Annotated in this window: 16 protein-coding genes and 3 tRNA genes; 15 read left to right on the forward strand and 4 right to left on the reverse strand. The window is 65.9% G+C overall.

Annotated elements, in window-relative coordinates; genetic code table 11:
- Positions 1 to 5: 5 nt before the first annotated feature.
- Positions 6 to 1,460 (reverse strand): membrane-bound lytic murein transglycosylase MltF, encoded by a 1,455-nt coding sequence (mltF, locus tag CSAL_RS04275; RefSeq protein WP_011506143.1) that lies wholly within the window; start codon positions 1,458 to 1,460, stop codon positions 6 to 8.
- A gap of 193 nt (positions 1,461 to 1,653) precedes the next feature.
- On the opposite strand from mltF, the gene purL reads away from it, so the two are divergent.
- Entirely contained in the window at positions 1,654 to 5,595 is a 3,942-nt protein-coding gene (purL, locus tag CSAL_RS04280; protein ID WP_011506144.1) for a phosphoribosylformylglycinamidine synthase, read from the forward strand.
- Positions 5,596 to 5,784: 189 nt separating this feature from the next.
- On the opposite strand, the gene CSAL_RS04285 is transcribed toward purL, so the two are convergent.
- The gene (locus tag CSAL_RS04285; protein ID WP_011506145.1) at positions 5,785 to 6,102 is read right to left on the reverse strand and encodes a putative quinol monooxygenase; all 318 of its coding nucleotides are present in this window, start codon (positions 6,100 to 6,102) and stop codon (positions 5,785 to 5,787) included.
- 48 nt (positions 6,103 to 6,150) lie between these two features.
- On the reverse strand, positions 6,151 to 6,357 hold the full coding sequence (locus CSAL_RS04290) for a hypothetical protein (RefSeq protein WP_043557964.1): 207 nt from the start codon (positions 6,355 to 6,357) through the stop codon (positions 6,151 to 6,153).
- Positions 6,358 to 6,508: 151 nt separating this feature from the next.
- Here CSAL_RS04290 and radD point away from each other — a divergent pair, with 151 nt between their 5' ends.
- The 13 genes from radD (at position 6,509) to nadA (ending at position 15,909) form a co-directional block, all read left to right on the forward strand.
- A complete protein-coding gene (gene radD / locus CSAL_RS04295) occupies positions 6,509 to 8,350 on the forward strand; it encodes a DNA repair helicase RadD (protein WP_011506147.1) in 1,842 nt (613 codons plus the stop codon).
- Positions 8,351 to 8,429: 79 nt separating this feature from the next.
- A complete protein-coding gene (gene pqqA, locus CSAL_RS17840; RefSeq protein WP_353735785.1) occupies positions 8,430 to 8,498 on the forward strand; it encodes a pyrroloquinoline quinone precursor peptide PqqA in 69 nt (22 codons plus the stop codon).
- A gap of 7 nt (positions 8,499 to 8,505) precedes the next feature.
- On the forward strand, positions 8,506 to 9,405 hold the full coding sequence (gene pqqB, locus CSAL_RS04300; RefSeq protein WP_011506148.1) for a pyrroloquinoline quinone biosynthesis protein PqqB: 900 nt from the start codon (positions 8,506 to 8,508) through the stop codon (positions 9,403 to 9,405).
- A complete protein-coding gene (gene pqqC, locus CSAL_RS04305) occupies positions 9,405 to 10,172 on the forward strand; it encodes a pyrroloquinoline-quinone synthase PqqC (protein WP_011506149.1) in 768 nt (255 codons plus the stop codon). Before pqqB ends, pqqC begins: the two co-directional genes overlap by 1 nt.
- Positions 10,169 to 10,450, forward strand: coding sequence for a pyrroloquinoline quinone biosynthesis peptide chaperone PqqD (pqqD, locus tag CSAL_RS04310; RefSeq protein WP_011506150.1), 282 nt, complete (start codon positions 10,169 to 10,171; stop codon positions 10,448 to 10,450). Before pqqC ends, pqqD begins: the two co-directional genes overlap by 4 nt.
- Positions 10,447 to 11,562: a pyrroloquinoline quinone biosynthesis protein PqqE gene (gene pqqE, locus CSAL_RS04315; RefSeq protein WP_011506151.1), complete on the forward strand. Its 1,116-nt coding sequence runs from the start codon at positions 10,447 to 10,449 to the stop codon at positions 11,560 to 11,562. The genes pqqD and pqqE overlap by 4 nt, the downstream gene beginning before the upstream one ends.
- A gap of 105 nt (positions 11,563 to 11,667) precedes the next feature.
- A complete protein-coding gene (locus tag CSAL_RS04320) occupies positions 11,668 to 12,582 on the forward strand; it encodes a segregation and condensation protein A (protein WP_011506152.1) in 915 nt (304 codons plus the stop codon).
- Complete coding sequence (gene scpB / locus CSAL_RS04325; protein WP_011506153.1) at positions 12,579 to 13,442, forward strand: SMC-Scp complex subunit ScpB; 864 nt, start codon at positions 12,579 to 12,581, stop codon at positions 13,440 to 13,442. The genes CSAL_RS04320 and scpB overlap by 4 nt, the downstream gene beginning before the upstream one ends.
- A complete protein-coding gene (rluB, locus tag CSAL_RS04330) occupies positions 13,439 to 14,299 on the forward strand; it encodes a 23S rRNA pseudouridine(2605) synthase RluB (RefSeq protein ID WP_011506154.1) in 861 nt (286 codons plus the stop codon). Before scpB ends, rluB begins: the two co-directional genes overlap by 4 nt.
- 68 nt (positions 14,300 to 14,367) lie before the next feature.
- Positions 14,368 to 14,442: transfer RNA gene (locus CSAL_RS04335), tRNA-Lys, on the forward strand.
- 42 nt (positions 14,443 to 14,484) lie between these two features.
- Positions 14,485 to 14,559, forward strand: a tRNA-Lys gene (locus CSAL_RS04340).
- 34 nt (positions 14,560 to 14,593) lie between these two features.
- Positions 14,594 to 14,668, forward strand: a tRNA-Lys gene (locus CSAL_RS04345).
- A 212-nt stretch (positions 14,669 to 14,880) separates the two neighbouring features.
- Positions 14,881 to 15,909, forward strand: a complete 1,029-nt coding sequence (gene nadA / locus CSAL_RS04350; protein WP_011506155.1) for a quinolinate synthase NadA — start codon at positions 14,881 to 14,883, stop codon at positions 15,907 to 15,909.
- Between the two features lie 19 nt (positions 15,910 to 15,928).
- Here the strand turns inward: nadA and nadC are convergent, their stop codons facing one another.
- Complete coding sequence (gene nadC, locus CSAL_RS04355; RefSeq protein WP_011506156.1) at positions 15,929 to 16,783, reverse strand: carboxylating nicotinate-nucleotide diphosphorylase; 855 nt, start codon at positions 16,781 to 16,783, stop codon at positions 15,929 to 15,931.
- A gap of 117 nt (positions 16,784 to 16,900) precedes the next feature.
- On the opposite strand from nadC, the gene ampD reads away from it, so the two are divergent.
- Positions 16,901 to 17,494: a 1,6-anhydro-N-acetylmuramyl-L-alanine amidase AmpD gene (ampD, locus tag CSAL_RS04360; RefSeq protein WP_011506157.1), complete on the forward strand. Its 594-nt coding sequence runs from the start codon at positions 16,901 to 16,903 to the stop codon at positions 17,492 to 17,494.
- Positions 17,495 to 17,685: the final 191 nt, after the last annotated feature.

The following is a 17,685-nucleotide window of genomic DNA, read 5'->3' on the forward strand; positions in this document are numbered from 1 at the left end:
GATGCCTAAAGCACCGGCGGAACGGTATTGAAGGGTGTCTGGGGGAAGGTGTCGTCGCGCTCGCCGAGATGGTGGAACTGACGGCGGCTGCGGTCCACGTAATTGAGGATCTCGTAGTAACGGCGAATGTTGCGCACGTAGATCACCGGCTCGCCGCCGCGTGCGTAGCCATGGCGCACCTGGCTGTACCACTTGCGCTTTTGAAGCAGTGGCAGGGCCTTGCGCACGTCCGCCCATTTATAGGGATCGCCGCCCTGCATCTCGGTGATCTTCTGGGCATCGTAGAGATGCCCCAGGCCCACGTTGTAGGCGGCCAGCGCCATCCAGGTGCGATCCGGCTCGGTGATTTCCTCCTGCAGGCGTCCCTTCACGTGAAGCAGGTACGTCGCGCCGCCTTCGATGCTTTGCTCGGGATCCAGGCGATTGGTCACGCCGACTTCGGCGGCCGTGTCGTTGGTCAGCATCATCAGGCCACGCACGCCGGTCGGTGACGTGGCGCGCGGCTTCCAGTGCGATTCCTGATAGCCCAGCGCGGCGAGCAGCTTCCAGTCGAAACCGGTGTCGCGGGCCGCTTCCTTGAACGCAGCCTCGTAGCGGGGCAGGCGTGCCTGGGCGTGGCGAATGAACAGGCGCGCCCCCACGTATTCGAGATAATCGTCGTGACCGAAGTAGCGTGCGATCAGCTCATCGAGCTGGCCGCTGGCGTGCAGACGGTCGATGAGCCGGTTGGCGGCTTGCAGCAGCGCCACGCCGCTGTCCTTGGGAAACGCCCAGACCAGGCTTTGCGGCGCCCCCAGCATGAATCCGTTTTCGACGTCGGGGAAAAAGAGCCGGTTGAGCTTGAACTGGTGTGCATAGACGACGGCGGCATCGAATTCGCCTTTCTCGACCATCTCGATGAGATCGGTGACTTCCAGCTCGTCGGTTTCCTGCCAGGTCAGTTCGGGCAGCGACTTTTGCAGGTCGCGCAGGGCGCGACCGGTGCCCGAGCCGCGCAGTGCGGCGATATCGAGCCCGAGCAGATCCTCCGGCGTCGTCGGGGCCGGAATGCCGCGGTGGTAGATGACCATGGGCTGCATCGACATGATGGGGCGACTGTAGAGAATGCCGGGTTCGGCCGGGTCGAGCGAGAGGGTGGCGGCGCCCAGGTCGGCGCGTCCGTCGCGCACGGCGCTGAGAACGTCGCCGATATTGCCGACGCTGTTCAGGGAGAGGCTGACATCCAGCGATTCCGCGAAACGCCGCACCAGGTCGTACTCGAACCCTGTCGGGCCGTGACGGCCTTCGTAATACGTGGTCGGGGTGTTGCGCGTGAACACCTGGATGAAGTCGCGCGACAGAATCGCCGACAAGGCCGCATCCGGTTCGTGGGAGGTACGGTTGTCGGGGATCAGCAGCGCCAGCAGGGCAACGAATGCCGTCGCCACGGGGCGCATGTAACGAAGCAGAGCATCGAACATACCGGTTCTGGTCAGCGATGAGAGGCAGCCACCTTAGCGGGCGTCGCGTCCGATGTCACCCGACGCCGATTCCACGCTCGTCGCTATCCTGCAACGGGTGGCTTCGCCCGTGAGCGGCTTTTCCATTATCATGGGGGCTCATTGGCCGCCGCCCGCGGCATCGTCTACCTGTTGTCCCAGAGGCCTATTCGACATGCTCGAACTGCGAGGAGCGCCCGCCCTTTCCGCTTTCCGCCATGCCAAGCTGTTAGCCGCGTTGCGTGATGCCGTGCCCGAGGTCGAGGCGTTGCACGCCGATTATGTTCACTTCGTCGACCACCAGGAGGATCTCGACGACACGGCGCGCGAGGTGCTGGCGCAACTGCTGACCTACGGGCCCGTGCGCGATGGCGCCGACACCGAGTCCGAAGGCCAGCTGTTTCTGGTCGTGCCGCGTCTGGGCACGTTGTCGCCGTGGTCCTCCAAGGCCACCGATATCGCCCACAATTGCGGCCTGCATCAGGTGCGGCGCATCGAGCGCGGCATCGCCTACCGCGTGACGCTGGGGGGCAAGCTCGACGAGGCGACGTTCGCGGCGCTCGTCGCGGTGCTTCACGATCCCATGACCGAAACGGTGCTGGCCGATGCCAGCGATGCCGCCAAGCTGTTCGAGCAGCACGAGCCGGCGCCGCTGGGGCGGGTCGACGTGCTCGAAGGCGGGCGCGAGGCGCTGGTCGACGCCAATGACGCGCTGGGACTGGCGTTGGCCGACGACGAGATCGACTATCTGCTCGAGGCCTTTCGCTCGCTCGATCGCAATCCCACCGACGTCGAACTGATGATGTTCGCGCAGGCCAATTCCGAGCACTGCCGACACAAGATATTCAACGCCGACTGGACCATCGATGGCGAGGCCCAGCCGCTGTCGCTGTTCAAGATGATCAAGAACACCCACGCGTGTTCCGGCGACGACATCCTCTCGGCCTACAGCGACAATGCCGCCGTGATTCGCGGCACGCGGGCCGGCCGCTTCTTCGCCGCTCCCTGGCTGCCGCACCAGGCGCGCGAGGCACGCTACGCGGCGACGCAGGAACCCATCCACATCCTGATGAAGGTGGAAACCCATAACCATCCGACGGCCATCGCACCCTATCCCGGTGCGGCGACGGGGGCCGGCGGCGAGATTCGCGACGAAGGCGCCACCGGCGTCGGCGGCAAGCCCAAGGCGGGGCTCACCGGGTTCGCGGTGTCCAACCTGCGTATCCCCGAATTCGTGCAGCCCTGGGAAGCCTTCGACTACGGCAAGCCCGCGCGCATTCAGTCGGCACTCGACATCATGCTCGAGGCGCCCATCGGCGGGGCGGCGTTCAACAATGAGTTCGGACGTCCCAACCTGAGCGGCTTTTTCCGTACCTACGAACAGGATGCGGTCGGTGCGGCCGGGATCGAGCGGCGCGGCTATCACAAGCCGGTGATGCTCGCCGGCGGCTACGGCAATATTCGCGAGGGGCACGTCGCCAAGGGTGATATACCGGTCGGTGGCAAGCTGATCGTGATGGGCGGTCCGTCGATGAAAATCGGCCTCGGCGGCGGGGCGGCGTCGAGCATGGCCTCGGGCGCATCCAGCGAGGATCTCGATTTCGCCTCTGTGCAGCGTGACAACGCGGAGATCGAGCGGCGCGCCCAGGAAGTCATCGATCGGTGCTGGGCGCTGGGCGACGACAATCCCATCTGCTTCATTCACGACGTAGGCGCCGGCGGGCTTTCCAATGCGCTGCCGGAGCTGGTCAAGGACGGCGACCGGGGCGGGCGTTTCGAACTGCGCGACATTCCCAATGCCGAGCCGGGCATGAGCCCGCTGGCCATCTGGTGCAACGAGGCCCAGGAGCGCTACGTGCTGGCGGTGGCGCCGGACGACCTGGAGGCCTTCGACGCGCTGTGCCGGCGCGAGCGTTGCCCCTATGCCGTGGTCGGCGAGGCGACCGAGGCCCACCATTTGTCGGTCCACGATGGTCACTTCGACACGTGTCCCGTCGACCTGCCGATGAGCGTGCTGTTCGGCAAGCCGCCCAAGATGTCGCGTGCCTTCGAGCGACGCACGCTGACGATGCCCAGCCTGGGGCTCGACAATCTTGATCTGCGCGAGGCGCTGGATCGGGTGCTGCGCCTGCCGGCCGTGGCGTCCAAGAGCTTTCTGATCACCATCGGCGACCGCTCGATCACCGGGCAGGTGGCGCGTGACCAGATGGTCGGGCCTTGGCAGGTGCCCGTGGCGGACTGCGCGGTGACCACGGCCAGTTTCGATACGCATGCCGGCGAGGCCATGGCCCTCGGCGAGCGTCCGCCGGTGGCTCTGGTCGACCCGGCGGCCAGCGCCCGCCTGGCAGTGGCCGAGGCCATCACCAACCTGGCGGCGGCGCCGATCGCCAAGCTCTCCGACATCAAGCTCTCCGCCAACTGGATGAGCGCCGCCGAGCATGACGGCGAGAATCAGGCCCTGTATGACGCCGTGCATGCCGTGGGCATGGAACTCTGCCCGCAGCTGGGCATCGCCATTCCGGTGGGCAAGGACTCGATGTCCATGCGCACCGCCTGGCAGGAAGAGACCGCCGAGGGCGAGCATGAAGACAAGAGCGTGACAGCGCCGCTGACGCTCAATATCACCGGTTTCGCACCGGTCACCGATGCCATGCGCACCCTGACCCCGCAGTTGCGCCTGGACCAGGACGAGAGCGACTTGATTCTCATCGACCTGGGCCAGGGGCAGAACCGGCTGGGGGGCTCGGCGCTGGCGCAGGTATACGGCCAGGTCGGGGATGCATGCCCCGACCTCGAGGACGCCGAGGACCTCAAGGCGTTCTTCTCGGTCATTCAAGGCCTCAATGCCGACGGCAAGCTGCTCGCCTACCACGATCGCAGTGACGGTGGCCTGCTGGTGACCCTGCTGGAAATGGCCTTTGCGGCGCGCGGCGGGCTGGAGATCAAGCTCGACTGGCTGATCGACGACGCCTACGAGGCCTTCGATGCCTTGTTCGCCGAAGAACTGGGGGCGGTGATTCAGGTCAATCGCCGCGACACCGAGTTCGTGCTCGCCCAGCTGGCCGCGGCCGGCCTCGAGACCTGCGGTGTGGTGGCACGGCCGCGCTACGACGATCAGGTCCGTGTCACGCTGTTCGAGGAACCGCTGCTGGAAACCACGCGGGCCATCGCCCAGCGCACCTGGACCGAGACCAGCTACCGCATGCAGGCGCTGCGCGACAATCCGCAGTGTGCCAAGTCCGAATTCGATGCCTTGCTCGACCTGCGCGACCCCGGCCTCTCGGCGCAGCCCAGCTTCGATGTCGACGAGGACATTGCCGCGCCCTACATCGGGCGCGGCGAGCAACCCCGTGTGGCGATATTGCGCGAGCAGGGCGTCAACGGGCATGTCGAGATGGCGGCGGCCTTCGACCATGCCGGCTTCGCGGCCGTCGACGTGCACATGAGCGATATCCTCGAAGGGCGCGTCGATCTGGCGACCATGAAGGGGCTGGTCGCCTGTGGCGGCTTCTCGTACGGCGACGTGCTCGGCGCCGGCGGCGGCTGGGCCAAGTCGGTGCTGTTCAATGACCGCGCGCGCGATGCCTTTGAAGGCTTCTTCCAGCGCGATGACAGCTTCTCGCTGGGGGTGTGCAACGGCTGCCAGATGCTCTCGCAGCTCAAGTCGCTGATCCCCGGGGCCGAGAACTGGCCGCGTTTCGTGCGCAACGAGTCCGAGCAGTTCGAGGCGCGCGTGAGCATGGTGCAGGTCGAGAAGAGTCCTTCGATCCTGCTGGCCGGCATGGAAGGGTCGCGCCTGCCGATCGCCGTGGCCCACGGCGAGGGGCGCGCCGAGTTCCGTGACAGCGGCCACTTGCGCAGCATGCAGACCAGTGACCAAATCGCCATGCGCTATGTGGACAACTACGGTCAGGTGACGACGCGCTATCCCGCCAACCCCAATGGCTCGTCCGCGGGCATCACGGGGCTGACCACGCCGGATGGCCGCGTGACGATCATGATGCCTCACCCCGAGCGCGTGGCCCGCGCGGTCACCAACTCCTGGCGTCCCGACGAATGGCGGCAGGACGGTGCCTGGATGCGGATGTTCCGCAATGCCCGGGTGTGGGTGGACTGAGGTTAATGCGCTTGTGCAGATGAAAGCCGGCTTGCCTTGGGGCAAGCCGGTTTTTTATGGCGCCATGACGCCGGCATTGCCATAGAGATGGGGCACTCGATGGGCCAGGGCAGGTGAGCTGAGCCGGGCGAGGCGGCAAGACCGCGGCGTTCGGCGTCGCGGCCTTGCGCTTGCCCGGTGAGGGGCGCGTTATTCGGGACGTGTGGCCGTGTAGAAAAAGCGTACCGACGGCTCATCGACGAGCAATGGGGCGCTGCCTTCCTTGAACGGCGCGTAGTGGGGCATCTGCATGTGGTGCTCGAAGGCGGCGCGGTCGCGATAGACCTCGTGCAGCACGACGAGATTGTCGCTGCCTTCCGGCGTCAGCACGTCGAATGCCAGGCAGCCTTCCTCATTGGCCAGTGATTCGTTGGCGTCGTTGTGGGCCAGGGCGAGAAAGGCAGGCACCTGGCCTTCCTTGATCCGGAACTCGGCGAGCACGACGAAATGCGATGTGGTCGAGGACATGTGACCTCCGCTGGAAAAGAAGATGATGAATGCCGGGTGGGCACCGAATCAGGCGTCTCGCGATGTGCCGGACGCCTCGAGATGCGCTTCCAGCTCGTCGAGGGTGTGACGATAGTCTGCGACGAGACGGTCGTAGCGCCCGAAGTCATGGCCGCAATCTTCGCAGAAGACATGATACTGGCCCTCGCGACCGGGCGGGAAACGCTTGGTGCGGCTACCGCATTCGGGACAGTCGGGGCTGGTGGGTGCTTGCATGGGACCTCCTGAGCGTCGGTGTTGCCGCGATTCGAGAACATCGTGACATGGCGTTGTACTCATGAAGTCGGGGCGCCCGGCACCAAGATCAAGGTGCCGACCGCCCCCGAGACCTTGCCGGCGATGCTAACATTCGCCTTTTGTTCCGTGGATGTCCCGCATGAGCGCGCCCTCGCTTCGCCCCTACCAGCATCAGGCCGTCGATAACGTCATCGCGCATTTCCGGCGCGGCGACGATCCCGCCGTGGTGGTGCTGCCCACCGGCAGCGGCAAGTCGCTGGTCATCGCCGAACTGGCACGGCTGGCACGCGGCCGGGTCCTGGTACTGGCGCACGTTCGGGAGCTGGTCGAGCAGAACCATGCCAAGTACCGCGCCTATGGACTGGAGGCGGACCTGTTCAGTGCCGGTCTGGGACGCAAGGAAAGCGAGCGTCAGGTGGTCTTCGGTTCGGTGCAGTCCGTGGTCAGGAGCCTGGAGCGTTTCGAGGCCCACGAAGCGTGGGGCGCGTTCACCCTGCTGGTCATCGACGAGTGCCACCGCATTCCGCCGGGGGCGTCGGCGGGCAAGGTCCGGGATGACAAGGGCGCGTCGAGCTATCATCAGGTGATCGCGCACCTGCGGCGCCACAACCCGCGCCTCAAGGTGCTGGGCCTGACGGCGACGCCGTATCGTCTGGGGCAAGGCTTCATCTACCACCGTCATCACCACGGCATGGTGCGCGGCGACGCGGATTGCTTCTTTCAGGATTGCGTGTTCGAGCAGCCACTGCGACTGATGGTCAAGCAGGGCTATCTGGCGCCGCCCCGACGCGTGGATGCCGCACTGTATGCTGAGGATGGCGAGCAGACCCGGTATGACTTCTCGCGGCTGTCGCCCGGTCGCGGCGGCGGCTTCGAGGAGGCGGAGCTGAACCGCGTCGTGCAGGGGCACCGGGCGACGCCGGGGATCATCGCCGAGGTCGTCGAGCAGGCCCGCGAGCGGCGCGGCGTGATGATCTTCGCGGCCACGGTGGCGCACGCGCGGGAAATCATGGGATATCTGCCGGCGCAGCAGGCGGCGCTGATCGTGGGCGCGACGCCGGGGCGGGAGCGCGAAGCACTGATCGAGGACTTCAAGGCGCAGCGGTTGAAGTATCTCGTCAACGTGGCGGTCCTCACGACCGGTTTCGATGCCCCGCATGTGGATCTGATCGCGATCCTGAGGCCCACGGAGTCCGTCAGTCTGTATCAGCAGATCGTCGGGCGCGGCTTGCGGCTGGCGCCGGGCAAGCAGGACTGCCTGATTCTCGATTATGCGGGCAACCCCTGGGACCTGTATGCGCCGGAGGTCGGCGAGCCCAGGCCCGATTCCGATGCCGAACCGGTACAGGTCGAATGCCCGGCATGCGGGCATGCCAATCTGTTCTGGGGCAAGCGCGATGGCGAATTGGTCATCGAACATTACGGCCGTCGCTGCCAAGGCCTGCTGGAAGACACGGACGGGCGGCGCCGGCAGTGCGACTTTCGTTTTCGCTTCAAGGTCTGCGATCAGTGCGGCGCGGAAAACGATATCGCCGCGCGTGCCTGCCATCAATGCGACGAGCGGCTGGTCGACCCCGACGACAAGCTCAAGGCTGCGCTGCGTCTCAAGGAAGCCAAGGTGCTGCGAGTCTCGGGGATGCAGTTACAGGCGGTAACCAATGGTCGCGGGCTGCCGCGCCTGAAAGTGACCTACCATGATGAAGACGGCGCCACGCTCGACGAGTGGTTCGCGCTGGAAACCGCCGCACAGCGTCGCGCCTTCACGCTGGCCTTTCTGCGCCATCACCTGCGGGCGCCGGGCAGCGACTGGCGGCCGGATTCGCCCGAGGCGGTGATCGCCGGCGAGCGGCGTCTCAAGGCCCCGGATTTCGTGATCGGACGCAAGGTGGGTCGCCACTGGCAGATCCGGGACAAGCTCTTCGACTACGCGGGGCGCTATCGCAAGGCCGATGATGCAGCGGACAATGGCTAGTTGAAGATGCGCTAATCACGCTAACGGTTTATGATGGAACGGTGACATTTACCCTGATGGAGAGACGGAAATGGCCTGGATGACCCCGGAAGTGACGGAAATCTGCATCGCGCTGGAAATCAACGACTACATGCCCGCCGAATTCTGAGGCGGCGTTGTATATCCATGTACTCGGGGCGGCCGCCGGTGGCGGCCTCCCTCAGTGGAATTGTCGTTGCGATGTATGCCGGCTGGCGTGGGCGGGCGACCCCCGTGTCACGCCGCGAACCCAATCCTCCCTGGCCGTGAGCGCCGATGGCCGCTCGTGGGCCCTGATCAACTGCGCCCCCGAGGTGCTCACCCAGATACGCGGGACCCCGGCGCTGTTTCCGCGTCAGGGGAAGCGTGACACGCCGATCGCCTCGATCTTGCTGACCAACGGCGACGTCGATCATGTCGGCGGTCTGCTGAGTCTGCGTGAAAGCTCGCCCTATCGTCTTCACGCGACGCCGGAGATTCATGCCGCGTTGCGCGACAGTCCGGTCTTCAACGTTCTCGCTCCCGATCATGTCGAACGTGTCGAAGTGGCACTGGAAGAGACCCTGACGCTCGCCGAGGGGCTCGAGGCGCGCATATTCGCGGTGCCCGGCAAGGCGGCGCTGTACCTGGAGGGCGAGGACCCCGACATCGGCAGCGAAGGCGAGGCCACCGTGGGCGTGGAGTTTCGCGTCGGCGCGCGGCGTGCCTATTACATTCCCGGTTGTGCCGCGATGAACGAACGCCTGGCGGCACGTCTCGAGGGCGCCGACCTGTTGCTGTTCGACGGTACGCTGTGGCGTGACGACGAGATGATTCGCGCCGGTGTCGGCCACAAGACGGGAAGCCGCATGGGGCACATGTCGATGTCCGGCGAGACGGGCAGCATGGCCGCGCTGTCGTCGCTGAACATCGGACGACGTGTCTTCGTTCACATCAACAACACCAATCCGGTCTTGATCGACGACTCCCCGGAGCGCCGGGAGGCCAGGCGTCACGGGTGGGAGATCGCCCACGACGGCATGGAACTGGAATGCTGATGAGTGATATTGAAACCCCGATCCACGAGGCGTTGAGCGCGGACGAACTGGAAGCACGTTTACGCGCGATCGGCGAGCAGCGTTACCATCACCGTCATCCCTTTCAGCTCATGCTGCAGAACGGCGAGCTGAATCGCCGTCAGGTTCAGGCATGGGCCCTCAATCGCTATTACTACCAGTCGATGATCCCGCTCAAGGACGCCTCGCTGATCGCGCGCCTCGACGATTCGGCGCTGCGCCGCGCGTGGCGTGCCCGGCTGGTGGATCATGACGGTGAAGCCGAGGGCGAGGGCGGTATCGCGCGCTGGCTGAAGCTCACCGACGGGCTGGAGCTGGATCGTGAGATGGTGGTCTCGACCCGGCGGATTCTGCCGGCCACGCGCTTTGCGGTGGAGGCCTATCTGCATTTCGTGCGCGAGCGCAGCGTGCTGGAGGCCATCGCCTCGTCGCTGACCGAGCTGTTCTCGCCCCTGGTGATCGGCCAGCGGGTCAGCGGCATGCTCGAGCACTACGACTTCGTTTCCGCCGAGACCCTGGCCTATTTCGAACCGCGCCTGACCCAGGCGCCGCGAGACGCGGAAATGGCACTCGATTACGTCAAGCGCCATGCCCGCCGACCGGATCAGCAGCAGGCGGTGCTCGACGCGCTGATCTTCAAGTGTCAGGTGCTGTGGACCCAACTGGACGCCTTGCATCACGCCTATGTCGCGCCCGGCCACGTGCCGCCCGGGGCCTGGGATGGCGACGCGCAAACGGAAACGTCATGACGGCAATTCAGGAAAGCGACATCGTGCGCCTGCCGCGCGGCGTCAGGCTGCGTGAAGATAAACGGCGGGGCGGCTGGGTATTGCTGGCGCCCGAGCGCGTCTTCCAGCTCGATGGCATCGCGCAGGCCGTGGTCGGCCAGGTGGATGGCGAACGCAGCGTCGGCACGATCATCGATCGGCTGTGCGAGACCTATCAGGCGCCGCGCGAACGCATCGCCCAGGACGTCACGGCCATGTTCGCGGGACTGGTCGAAAAGCGCGTACTGGAGGTGGCATGACACCTTCGCAGGCGCATGCCGTGCAGCCGCCCATGGGGATGCTGGCGGAATTGACGCACCGCTGTCCCCTGCAGTGCCCGTACTGTTCCAATCCGGTGGCCCTGGAGCGCCGCCGCCACGAGCTGGATACCGTGACCTGGCGACGGGTCTTCGCCGAAGCCGCCGAGCTTGGCGTGCTGCAGGTCCATCTCTCGGGCGGCGAGCCTGCGCTGCGTCCCGACTTGCCCGAGCTGGTGGCGGCCTGCGTGGACGCGGGCTTGTATTCCAACCTGATCACCGCGGGCGTCAACATCGACCGTGCCCGGCTGGAGACCCTGGCGGAGGCGGGCCTCGATCACGTCCAGCTGTCGTTTCAGGGCGCCACGCCCGAGGTGACCGATCATGTCGCCAACATGAGCGGCGCCCATGCACGCAAGCGGGCCTTCGCCGCCGAGGTGACGGACGTCGGACTGCCGCTGACGCTGAACGCGGTGATCCACCGCGCCAACCTGCATCAGATCGACGACTTCGTGGACCTGGCCGTGGAGCTGGGGGCGCGGCGGCTGGAGATCGCCCATGCGCAGTACTATGGCTGGGCGCTGGTCAATCGCGCCGCCCTGATGCCGAGTCGCGAGCAGGTCATGGCGGCCGTCGAGCGGGTCGAGGCCGCGCGTGAGCGCCTGCAGGGGCGTCTGGTCATCGACGCCGTGGTCCCGGATTATCATGCGCGTCTGCCCAAGCCCTGCATGAACGGCTGGGGGCGACAGTCCCTCAATGTGACGCCTTCGGGCAAGGTGCTGCCGTGCCATGCGGCGGAGACGATCCCGCACCTGACGTTCTGGAATGTCGCGGAGCATGCGCTGAGCGATATCTGGTACGACAGCCCGGCCTTCAACGCCTATCGCGGTACGCACTGGATGCCCGAGACCTGCCAGGACTGCGAGCGCAAGGAAATCGACTGGGGCGGCTGTCGTTGCCAGGCCTTGATGCTTACCGGCGATGCCGCGCAGATGGACCCGGTGTGCGAAAAATCGCCCTACCATGACGAGGTGCAGACCCTGGCGGTGCGTGATGCCTCGGGGACGTCCGAGTTCACCTATCGACGTTTCGCGCGGGCGACCGAAGGCGCCTGATACCTGCCTCGCGCCACGCGGGCGTGTTCGCTCCCCGGCGGCCTTGCTACACTGCGCGTTTGTCGAAGGTCGCGCCGTGAGGCGCAGTCGAGGAGAGGGTCCCGCGTGAGCGATACAGCCCAGCCCACCGATGCCGATACGGCGCCGGCCGTTGCCCAGGCGTCGGTGTTGGCGCGCCTGCACGACCAGCCCATCACCGAGCTGCCGGAAGATCTCTACATTCCGCCCGAGGCGCTGCGTGTCTTTCTCGAGACCTTCGAGGGGCCGCTCGACCTGCTGCTATACCTGATTCGGCGTCAGAATCTCGATATCCTGAGCATCGACGTGGCGGCCATCACCCATCAGTACATCGAGTACGTCGAGCTGATGCGGGCCCTGGAGATCGATCTGGCGGGCGAGTACCTGCTGATGGCGGCCATGCTGGCGGAGATCAAGTCGCGCTCGTTGCTGCCACGACCGCCCAAGGGCGACGACGAGGACGACGAGGACCCGCGTGCCGAGCTGATTCGCCGCCTGCAGGAGTACGAACAGTTGAAGCTGGCCGCCGAGGGGCTCGACGCACTGCCGCGCGAGGGGCGCGACTGGGTGGTGGCGCAAGCCGCGCTGCCGTCCCTGGAGACGCGCGTGATCCACCCCGAGGTCGAGCTGGACGAGCTCTTGCATGCCTTGTCGGGCCTGCTCAAGCGCGCCGAGTTTCAGCAGTCGCACCAGATCAGTCGTGAGGTGCTGTCCACGCGCGAGCGCATGCTGCGCATCATGGAACGGCTCGAGGGGCAGCGTTACGTGCCCTTCGAGGCACTGTTCACGCTCGAGGAGGGGCGCGCCGGCGTGGTGGTGACCTTCATGGCGATTCTCGAGCTGGCCAAGGAAGCCATGATCGATATCACGCAGAACGCTCCGCTGTCGCCGATCCACGTGCGCGCGCGTCTGACGCCGGACGTCGACGACGACGGCAGCGGGGCGGAGGACGACGATGGCGGAGAAAGTGCCTTCGCCGATGCCGAAGAGGAACCGCAATGAACGAGGCGCCCACGTCTCTCGACGAGGTCTGCGAAGCCGCGTTGCTGGCTGCCGGCGAGCCGCTGACGCCGGAGCGTCTGGAAACCCTGTTCGACGAGCGCGAGCGTCCCTCGCGCGGCGAGCTGCGCGACGCCCTGGCGCGTTTGGGCGAGCGCCTCGAGAACAGCGCCCTGGAACTCGTCGAAACCGCTTCGGGCTTTCAGGTGCGGATTCGTGCGCGTTTTTCGCCGTGGATCTCGCGACTCTGGGACGAGCGGCCGCAGCGCTATTCGCGCGCGTTACTGGAGACCCTGGCATTGATCGCCTATCGTCAACCGGTGACCCGAGGCGATATCGAAGAGGTGCGTGGCGTCTCGGTGAGCAGCTCGATCGTGCGTACCTTGACCGAGCGAGGCTGGATTCGCGTGGTGGGACAGCGCGATGTGCCGGGGCGGCCGTCGGTCTATGCCACGACGCGTACCTTCCTCGACGATTTCGGCCTCAAGACCCTCGATGCGTTGCCACCGATGCACGAGCTCAAGGAGTTCGAGGCGCGTTTCGAGGAGGCCCTGGGGCATACCGACGCGTCGTCGGCATCAGTGCGTGACACTCACGCCGACAACGCCGAGAATATGCCGCCGGACGACGATGCCCCGCAGGCATCCGAAGCCACGCAAGACATCACGACGACCGAGACGGTCGACGACCAGCACGCCGAGACGGCGTCCGAGCGGTCGGGATTGAGCTTCGCCGAACTCGAGGCTCGCCTGGCCGAACGCGCCCGCCGGCGCACCGAGCAGGCCGAATCGTCCCGAGCGGGCGACGACGCCTCCGCGGCGGACGCGGAACATTCATCAGACGAGACAACGTTCGATCCATGAACACGCCTACCGAGAAATTACAGAAGGTCCTGGCCCGCGCGGGCTTCGGCTCGCGCCGCGAGATGGAGACCGCCATCGCCGATGGCCGCGTCAAGGTCAACGGTCAGGTCGCCACCCTGGGCGATCGCATCGAGACACGCGACCGCGTCACCTTCGACGAGCGGCCGGTCAATCTGCGCGATGCCGAGGAAGTGCCCCGGCGCGTCATCATGTACAACAAGCCCGAAGGCGAGCTGTGCACGCGACGTGACCCCGAGGGTCGGCGTACCGTGTTCGAGCGCCTGCCGCGTCTCAAGGGCGAGCGCTGGATCGCCGTCGGTCGTCTCGACATCAACACCAGCGGCCTGCTGCTGTTCACCACCGATGGCGAGCTCGCCAACCGCCTGATGCATCCCGCCACGCAGGTCGAGCGCGAATACGCGGTGCGCGTGATGGGCAACGTTCGCCAGGAACACGTCAATGCCATGGTCGAGGGCGTGATGCTCGAGGATGGCCCGGCGCGTTTCACCGATGTGCAGGAATTCGGCGGCGAGGGCATCAACACCTGGTTCCACGTGGTGATCCTTGAGGGACGCAACCGCGAGGTACGGCGTCTCTGGGAATCTCAAGGACTCACGGTGAGTCGTCTCAAGCGTGTGCGCTACGGCAACATCTTTCTCGACAAGCGCGCCAAGGCCGGCGAATGGGTCGAGCTGTCGCAGGATGAGATCGACGACCTGGCGCAGCTGGCGGACCTGCCAGCGCGCAAGGTGCCCGAACTGACGCCCGACGAGCAGAATCGCTGGAGCCGTGACAAGAACAAGCGCCGTCCGGTCAATGCCATGCGCAAGCCGAAGTCGTCGCGGCGCTCGCGGTGAGCGCGTTCCCGGCAAAAAAATCTTGTCAATGTCGAGCGTTATCAGTACTATGTGCGCCCTGTCGGGACGGGTCGTTAGCTCAGTGGTAGAGCAGTTGGCTTTTAACCAATTGGTCGTAGGTTCGAATCCTACACGACCCACCATCGGCACATGCCCTTGATGGTGCGTCTCGAAGACCCGGCGGCGGGTCGTTAGCTCAGTGGTAGAGCAGTTGGCTTTTAACCAATTGGTCGTAGGTTCGAATCCTACACGACCCACCATTGCCGCCGTCGACTGCCTGCCAGGGCAGATTATGGGTCGTTAGCTCAGTGGTAGAGCAGTTGGCTTTTAACCAATTGGTCGTAGGTTCGAATCCTACACGACCCACCAGCATTCCACCCCGTCTCGCATGAGGCGGGGTTTTTGCGTTTCTGGGAACGTGTCATGCGCCACGGAGCCTTGCGGGTAACCCGGAGGCGGGACTGGCGAGCCGCGGGTGGCCGGCCGTATCATGATGGCGGGTGTGGCGTGTCGCGAAGAGATCGCAAGCGCCGCTTCTCGTTACGCAGGGGGAGCCCCTGCCAGTCGCAGTGGTAGACACGATGACGATCATGACACCGAAAGCGCCGGCCACAACGTCGCTGGCGCGTACCTATTGTCCCGCCGTGCCCAGTGCCCGGGCGCGCGCCCAGGCCGAGACGATCCAGCGCTTGCTGCGCGAGCGCGATGCCGTGCTGGTGGCGCATTACTATACCGACGATGCCATTCAACAGCTGGCCGAGGAAAGCGGCGGCTGCGTGGCCGACTCCCTGGAAATGGCCCGCTTCGGCGCACGGCACCCGGCCACCACGCTGGTCGTGGCCGGCGTGCGTTTCATGGGCGAGACGGCCAAGATCCTTTCCCCCGAAAAGCGCGTGGTCATGCCCACGCTGGAGGCGACCTGCTCGCTCGACGAAGGATGCCCGCCGGCGGCGTTCGCGGCCTTCTGCGACGCACATCCCGATCGCACCGTGGTGGTCTATGCCAACACGTCGGCGGCGGTCAAGGCGCGTGCCGACTGGGTGGTGACCTCGTCGATCGCGGTCGAGGTGATCGAGCACCTGCATGCCCGTGGTGAAAAGATCCTGTGGGCGCCGGACAAGCACCTGGGACGCTACATCCGCGAGCGTACCGGTGCCGACATGCTGCTGTGGGACGGGGCCTGCATCGTGCACGAGGAGTTCAAGGCACAAGGGGTGCTGGATCTGAAGAAGGTCTACCCCCAGGCCGCCTTGCTGGTGCATCCCGAGTCGCCGTCGGCGGTGATTGAGCTGGCCGACGTGGTGGGGTCGACCTCGCAGTTGATCCAGGCCGCGCGCGAGCTGGAGCAGCCTCAACTGATCGTGGCCACCGACCGCGGCATTTTCTACAAGATGCAGCAGGCGGTGCCCGAGAAGACGCTCATCGAGGCACCGACCGCGGGCGAGGGTGCGACCTGCCGCAGCTGCGCGCACTGCCCGTGGATGGCGATGAACGACCTCGACCGTCTCGAGCACGCGCTGCGCGAGGGCGGCGGCGACATCGAGGTCGAAGCGGGCCTGCGCGAACGTGCCCTCGCGCCGCTGGAGCGGATGCTCGCCTTCGGACGTTGAGCCGCGTCGCCAGGGGCGATCAGCGTGTCTCGGTGCGTACCACGCGCATCGAGAGATCGATGGCCTTGACGTCCTTGGTCAGCGCGCCGATGGAGATGCAGTCGACACCGGTCTCGGCGATCTCGCGCAAGGTCGCCTCGCTGACATTGCCGGAGGCTTCCAGACGACTGCGGCCGGCATTGCGGGCGACCGCTTCGCGCAGCGTCTCGAGCGCGAAATTGTCGAGCATGATGGTGTCGGCGCCAGCCTCGAGCGCGGCGTCCAGCTCGTCGAGCGACTCCACTTCCACTTCCACCGGCAGGTCGCTGGCGATGCGACGTGCGGCGGTCACTGCCTCGGCGATGCCGCCGCAGGCGGCGATGTGGTTTTCCTTGATCAGGAAGGCGTCGTGCAGGCCGAGGCGGTGGTTGTGGCCGCCGCCGCAAGTGACGGCGTATTTCTGGGCCAGGCGCAGGCCGGGCAGGGTCTTGCGGGTGTCGAGCAAGGCCACGCCGGTGTCCGCGACCCGTGCGGCATAGTCGCGCGTGCGGGTGGCGGTGCCGGACAGCGTCTGCAGCAGGTTGAGGGCCGCGCGCTCGCCGGTCATCAGGCTGCGGGCGGGGCCTTCCAGTTCGAGGAAGACCTGATCCGGCGCGAGGGCGTCGCCATCGGCGGCGTGCCAGGTGAGCCTGACGCTCGGGTCGAGGCGGCGATAGAGCTCGTCGACCCAGGCGACGCCGCACAGCACGGCATCCTCGCGGGAGACGACGCGCGCCCAGGCCCACTGCTTGGCGGGAATCAACTGGGCGGTGATGTCGCCGGGGCCGACGTCCTCGGCCAGCAAGCGAGCGGCGCTGGTTCTGATGTCTTCCGCAAGAGCTTCGCGATAGTGCATGTCGGGGCCTTTGCTTGGGTGTGCGACAATACTCGCATTATATCGGGATGACGCCGAGGCGGTCAGGGGGTGTGCAGCCCCGTGTCACGGCGTATCGTCAGGTTGGCAGGAGCACGCATGCAAGTCGATCCTCATCATTGGCTGACGGCGGCGCGGCACGTCGCCTCGCCCAATCATAACGCACGGCCCGAAGACGAGGTGTCGGCGCTGGTGCTGCATTCCATCAGCTTGCCCCCGGGGCGCTTCGGGGGCGATGCCATCGAACGGTTGTTCACCAATCGTCTCGATCCCGCCGCGCATCCCTACTTTGCCACGATCCATGCCCTGCGGGTGTCGGCGCATGTGCTGATCCGCCGCGATGGCGAAGCGGTACAGTTCGTGGGCTTCGACCGCCGCGCCTGGCATGCCGGGCGCTCGCGCTGGTGGGACGGACATCGCGAACGTCGCGAACTCAACGATTTCAGCATCGGCATCGAGCTGGAAGGCGACGAGATTCACGCCTACCGCGAGGCACAGTATCGTTGCCTGGCGCGGGTGTTCCTGGCACTGCATGCGCGCTATCCCGCCTTGACGCTGGCGCGCGTGACCAGCCACGCGCGAATTGCGCCGCTGCGCAAGACCGACCCGGGGCCGGCCTTCGACTGGGCCTACTTTCGCCAGTGCGTGCAGGCGTTGACGACGCAGGCAAGCGATGCCCGGGCATGCGTGTAATTCCACTACATCGTGTAAGCCTTTGTCGCATGCCGAGGGCGATGCCGCTTTCCATGCCATGCATCAGCATTTTGCAACCCGCTTGCGACCTATCGAATTGGCAGCAGACAGCGTTTGCGGTATCTTCGTCGCCTGAATTCGTGCGTCTTGCACGCCCCGCTGTAAGGAAATTACAGAAAGCTTTCCCCGGA

The sequence above is a fragment of the Chromohalobacter israelensis DSM 3043 genome (assembly GCF_000055785.1).
GTDB lineage: Bacteria > Pseudomonadota > Gammaproteobacteria > Pseudomonadales > Halomonadaceae > Chromohalobacter > Chromohalobacter israelensis.